This is a genomic window from Isoptericola sp. NPDC060185 (assembly GCF_042728595.1).
GTDB lineage: Bacteria > Actinomycetota > Actinomycetes > Actinomycetales > Cellulomonadaceae > Isoptericola.
Window position 1 is genome coordinate 1 of record NZ_JBHWYY010000130.1, and the last position, 5,276, is coordinate 5,276.

General features: G+C 73.4%; 6 protein-coding genes. 2 read left to right on the forward strand and 4 right to left on the reverse strand.

All coding sequences use genetic code 11. The features are described from left to right. Positions 1 to 87: 87 nt before the first annotated feature. From ACFWDO_RS21025 to ACFWDO_RS21040, 4 genes are all read right to left on the reverse strand, one after another. Positions 88 to 549 (reverse strand): PTS glucose transporter subunit IIA, encoded by a 462-nt coding sequence (locus tag ACFWDO_RS21025; protein ID WP_380326542.1) that lies wholly within the window; start codon positions 547 to 549, stop codon positions 88 to 90. Next, on the reverse strand, positions 549 to 779 hold the full coding sequence (locus tag ACFWDO_RS21030) for a glucose PTS transporter subunit EIIB (RefSeq protein WP_380326545.1): 231 nt from the start codon (positions 777 to 779) through the stop codon (positions 549 to 551). Before ACFWDO_RS21030 ends, ACFWDO_RS21025 begins: the two co-directional genes overlap by 1 nt. A gap of 61 nt (positions 780 to 840) precedes the next feature. Continuing rightward, the gene (locus tag ACFWDO_RS21035) at positions 841 to 1,092 is read right to left on the reverse strand and encodes a glucose PTS transporter subunit EIIB (RefSeq protein WP_380326548.1); all 252 of its coding nucleotides are present in this window, start codon (positions 1,090 to 1,092) and stop codon (positions 841 to 843) included. Continuing rightward, complete coding sequence (locus tag ACFWDO_RS21040; RefSeq protein ID WP_380326551.1) at positions 1,089 to 1,898, reverse strand: GntR family transcriptional regulator; 810 nt, start codon at positions 1,896 to 1,898, stop codon at positions 1,089 to 1,091. Before ACFWDO_RS21040 ends, ACFWDO_RS21035 begins: the two co-directional genes overlap by 4 nt. A gap of 303 nt (positions 1,899 to 2,201) precedes the next feature. On the opposite strand from ACFWDO_RS21040, the gene ACFWDO_RS21045 reads away from it, so the two are divergent. Beyond that, complete coding sequence (locus ACFWDO_RS21045; protein WP_380326554.1) at positions 2,202 to 3,557, forward strand: PTS transporter subunit EIIC; 1,356 nt, start codon at positions 2,202 to 2,204, stop codon at positions 3,555 to 3,557. Next, a complete protein-coding gene (gene ptsP / locus ACFWDO_RS21050; RefSeq protein WP_380326557.1) occupies positions 3,557 to 5,239 on the forward strand; it encodes a phosphoenolpyruvate--protein phosphotransferase in 1,683 nt (560 codons plus the stop codon). The genes ACFWDO_RS21045 and ptsP overlap by 1 nt, the downstream gene beginning before the upstream one ends. Positions 5,240 to 5,276 lie beyond the last annotated feature (37 nt).

Consider the following 5,276-nt stretch of genomic DNA (forward strand, 5'->3'; position numbering starts at 1 on the left):
AGGTAGTGGACTACCTCGCGGGCTTGCGAACTACCTCGGCGATTTTCGAACTACCTCAGCAGATCCGGGACTACCTCGAAGCGGGGCTCAGCCCCAGGTGAGCAGGTCCTCGCCGTGCTCGACCATGGTGCCGACCTGCGCGAGGCGGTCGACGACGTCGGGCGTGGCCTCGAGGGCGACGACGGGGCACACGGCGGACTTGCCGCCCGCGCGGACGGCGGCGGGGTCCCAGGAGACGAGCACGGCGCCGCGCTCGACGACGTCGCCCTCGGACGCGTGGGTGGTGAAGCCCTCGCCGCCGAGCTTGACCGTGTCGATGCCCAGGTGCACCAGCACCGCGCGGCCGTCCTCGTGCTGCAGGACGAAGGCGTGGGGGTGCAGCTTGACGATCTTCCCGGCGATGGGCGCGACCGCCTCGCCACCGCGGACGTCGTCGGGCTCGATCGCGAGGCCCGGGCCGACGAGGCCGGCGGAGAACACCGGGTCGTCCACCTCGGAGACGTCGACGACGGTCCCGGTGACGGGCGCGAGGACGGTCAGCGCCGTCATCAGCGGAGGTCCTCGATGTCGGAGGCGAGCGTGTCGGCCTCGGGCCCGACGATCACCTGGATCGCGATGCCGGAGCGCACGACGGCGATGGCGCCCGCCTTCGTGAGGGCGGCGTCGTTCACCTTGTCGGGGTCCTCGACCTCGACGCGCAGCCGCGTGATGCAGGGCTCGAGGTCGACGATGTTGTCGTCGCCGCCGAGCGCGTCGAGGATCTGCTGTGCCTTGCTCATGATGCTCCTTGGTGGTTCCTGGTGAGGAGGTTCGTGGGGGAATGCCGGGCTCAGGCGACGCTCACATGAGCTCGGCGAGGTCGGAGGCGATCGTGTCGACGCGCGGACCGACGACCACCTGCACGACCCGCCCGTTGATCATCACGCCGTACGCCCCGGCGCGCTTCAGCAGCGCCGCGTCGACGAGGCCGGGGTCCTTGACGAGCGATCGCAGCCGGGTGGTGCAGGGGTCGATCTCCTCGACGTTCTCCACGCCGCCGAGTCCGGCGAGGATCGTGGCGGCGAGCTGCGCGTCGGAGTCGGGCGTGCTCATCGGGGGCTCCCTTCGGGGATGCGTCCGGGCTGGACGGGGGTCGCGCCGGCGCTGTCGGCGGCGCGGCTGCGGGGGACCAGCGTGGGTCGCGCCTCGCGCAGCGGCACGAAGACGCTGTACCGGTCGCCGCGGTAGCAGGCGCGGGAGTACATGACGGCGGCGTCGCCGCCGAAGGTGCGCCGGGCGGTGCGCATGACGGCGCGGGAGCCCTGCATCTGCAGGGACTCGAGCTCCTCGGCGGTGGCGTCGGCGGCCGTGATGACCTCCTCGCCCCACGTCGGGTTCAGGCCGCGCTCGCGCAGGGCGGCGTAGAGGCTGTCGGGCACGCCGTCGGCCAGCAGGTCGGGGGCGAGGTCGACGGGGATCCACGACTCCTCGACGCTCATCGGGTTGCCGTCCGCCGTGCGCAGCCGCACCACGTGGTGCACGGGGGTGCCGGCCTCGCGGTCGAGCGCCTCGGCGACGACGGCGGGCGCGGGCAGCTCTTCGCTGGCAAGCACGGTGGCGCCGGGCTTGAGGCCGCGTCGCCGGGCCTCCTCGCCGAACGTCGTGAGGCGCATCTCGAAGTCGGCGCGGGGCGGCGCGACGAACGTGCCGCGGCCCTGCGCGCGCTCGAGCACGCCCTCGGTGACCAGCGCGTCGATCGCCTGGCGCACCGTCATGCGCGAGACGCCGAACTTCTCGGTGAGGCTGCGCTCGGAGGGGACCGCGTCCCCGACGGCGAGCTCGGTCGTGACGAGGTCCGCGAGGTATGCGCGCACCGCGAGGTACTTGTGCTCGCCGCCGCGAGCTGCGCCCCTGGCCATCGTCGTGTCCCGTCCTGCCCTGTGATCGGCATCGATCAGCGTCGTTTTCGACATCGGGACCAGTATCGCGGTCGTCGTGCCGATCGGCTCGCGTCCTGCTCCCGTCCCCGTCGCGAACGCGGGGTTGACACATCATGAGGTCTAGACCAGTCTTCGTGCAAGTGGTCCAGACAACCTGCCCGTGGCAGCGTGGGTGGATCACCGGCAACGACGCCCGAACGACGTCGCGACACTGCCGCCGGACGACGCAGGCCCGGACCTGCAGGACATGCCCGCCCCCGGGCCATCCATCGGAGGAGAACCATGACCACGGTCGCTGAGACCAAGCAGAAGCGGGGATTCCCCGGCCTCGCGCAGCTGCAGCGCGTCGGCCGCTCGCTGATGCTGCCCATCGCCTCGCTGCCCGCCGCCGCGCTGCTGCTGCGCATCGGTCAGCCCGACATGCTCGGCGCCATCGACATCGCCTGGGTGCAGACCGTCGCGACGGTCTTCGCCGCCGCCGGCAACGCCCTGTTCAACAACCTGCCGATCATCTTCGCCATCGGCGTCGCGGTCGGCTACGCACGGAAGTCGGACGGCTCCACCGCGCTGGCGGCCCTCATCGGCTACCTGGTCTTCTCCGGTGTGACGGACGCGCTGTCCCCGCAGATCCTCGGCGAGCCCGCGGCCGGCGCGGAGCAGGAGCTCATCAACTACGGCGTGCTCGGCGGCATCGTCATCGGCCTCACCGCCGCCCTGCTGTACCAGAAGTACTACCGGATCAAGCTGCCCGCGTACCTGGCGTTCTTCGGCGGGCGGCGCTTCGTCCCGATCGTCACGGCGGGCGCCTCGCTCGTCATCGCGGTCGGCTTCTCGTACCTCTACCCGGCGTTCGACTGGCTGTTCAACGACAAGATCGGTGGCTGGGTCACCGGCTCCACGATCCTGGGCGGCTTCATCTTCGGCACGCTCAACCGTCTGCTCCTGCCGTTCGGCCTGCACCACCTGCTCAACTCGCTGCCCTGGTTCCAGTTCGGCAACTACACGGCGGCGAACGGCGAGGTCGTCCACGGCGACATCGCCCGGTTCCTCAACGGTGACCCGACCGCGGGCACGTTCCTCACCGGCTTCTTCCCGATCATGATGTTCGCGCTGCCTGCGGCCGCCATCGCCATGATCCAGATGGCCAAGCCGCAGAACCGCAAGGTCATCGCGGGCGTGCTGGGCTCCGCCGCGCTCGTCGCCTTCGTCACCGGCGTCACCGAGCCCCTCGAGTACTCGTTCGTGTACGTCGCCTACCCGCTGTACGCGATCCACGCGGTCCTCACCGGCGCCTCGCTGGCCCTGGTCAACTGGCTCGGCATCCACGACGGCTTCGGCTTCTCCGCCGGCGCCATCGACTACGTGCTCAACCTCGGCATCGCGCAGAAGCCGCTGCTGCTCATCCCGATCGGCCTCGCCTACGCCGTCATCTACTACTTCCTGTTCCGCTGGGTCATCGCCAAGTGGAACCTCAAGACCCCGGGCCGTGAGGACGACCCGGAGGAGGCCGCCGCCGTCACGGGCGACCAGGCGACGGAGGAGCGCAAGGAGGCCGCGAAGGCCGAGGCCGCCGCGGAGGCGGTGGCCGTGGAGGCCGGTGCTTCTGGCGGGTCCGCGAAGGGCAAGGACGCGGTCTGATGAGCACCACCCTCACCGGTGCCCCGGTGAGCCCCGGGCGGGCGGCCGGCGTCGTCGTGACGATGCCGGCCCCCGTCCCGGAGCCCCCTGCGGCGGCCGTCGACGCGATGGACGCGACCGGTGCCGACGACGCGGTGGCCCGCCTGGGCGCCGCGACGTCGGCCGTCCAGGACCGACTCGCCGCGCAGGCGGCGCAGGCCACGGGGACGGCGGCCGACGTGCTTGCCGTCACCGCCGCGATGGCGGCCGACCCCACCCTCGCCCGCGACGCCGAGCGCCGCGTCCGCGAGGGCTCGCTCACGCCCGAGCGGGCGGTGTGGGACGCCGCGAACGCGCTCGCCGCGCAGCTCGAGCCGCTGGGCCCGCCGCTGAGCGAGCGCGCCCGCGACGTACGCGACGTGCGCGACCGCATCGTCGCCGAGCTCACCGGGGTGCGGCCGCCGGGCGTCCCCGCGCCGGGGCACCCGTTCGTGCTCGTCGCCGAGGACCTGGCGCCCGCCGACACGGCCACCCTCGACCCGGAGGCGGTCGTCGCGATCGTCACCAGCGCGGGCGGCCCCACCTCGCACACCGCGATCCTGGCGCGGGCGCTCGGCATCCCCGCCGTCGTGGCCGTCCGGGGCGCCGAGGACCTCGCCGACGGCGAGACCGTCGTCGTCGACGGCGGCGCGGGCACCGTGCTGCGCGACCCGTCGGACGCCGAGGTCGAGGCCGCGCGGAACGCGGTGCGCGTCGAGCGCGAGTTCGACGGCCACGGCCGCACCGCCGACGGGCACCGGGTGGAGCTGCTTGCCAACGTGGCCGACCCGGAGGCCGCGCAGGCCGCCGTCGCCGCCCACGCCGAGGGCGTGGGCCTGTTCCGCACCGAGTTCTGCTTCCTCGGGCGCGACGTCGAGCCGACGGTCGAGGAGCAGGTCGCGGCCTACCGCGGCGTCCTGTCCGCCTTCGCCGGCCGCAAGGTCGTGGTCCGCACCCTCGACGCCGGGGCGGACAAGCCGCTGCCCTTCGTGACCGCCGACGACGAGCCGAACCCGGCGCTCGGCGTCCGCGGGCTGCGCACCGCCGTCGCCCACCCCGAGGTGCTCGACCGGCAGCTGCAGGCGATCGCCGCGGCGGCCGAGGCCGAGTCCGCGGACGTGTGGGTCATGGCGCCCATGGTGGCCACGACCGACGAGGCGCGGTCGTTCGTCGCCGCGTGCGCGGCGCACGGGCTGCAGCGGGCCGGCGCGATGGTCGAGGTCCCGGCGGCGGCGCTGCGCTCGCGCTGGGTGTTCGAGCACGCCACGTTCGGCAGCATCGGCACCAACGACCTCACGCAGTACGCGATGGCCGCCGACCGCATGCTCGGCGACCTCGCCACGCTGTCCACGTCGTGGCAGCCCGCGGTGCTCGAGCTGGTGCGCGCCACCTGCGAGGGCGCGCACGCGCACGGCCGCCCGGTGGGCGTGTGCGGAGAGGCGGCGGCCGACGCCGTGCTGGCCCCCGTGCTCGTGGGCCTGGGCGTGAAGTCCCTGTCGATGACGCCGCGGGCGCTGGCCGACGTCGCGGCCGTGCTGGCCGAGGTGTCGTTCGCGCGGTGCCGCGACGTCGCCCGCGTGGCGCTGGAGCAGCCCGACGCCGACGCCGCGCGCGCCGCCGTCCGGCGCGAGCTCGCCGACGTCCTGGAGGCCCTCGGCCTCTGAGCGACCCCCAAGGTTGTTGTGAGCGGGCGTTTGGCCC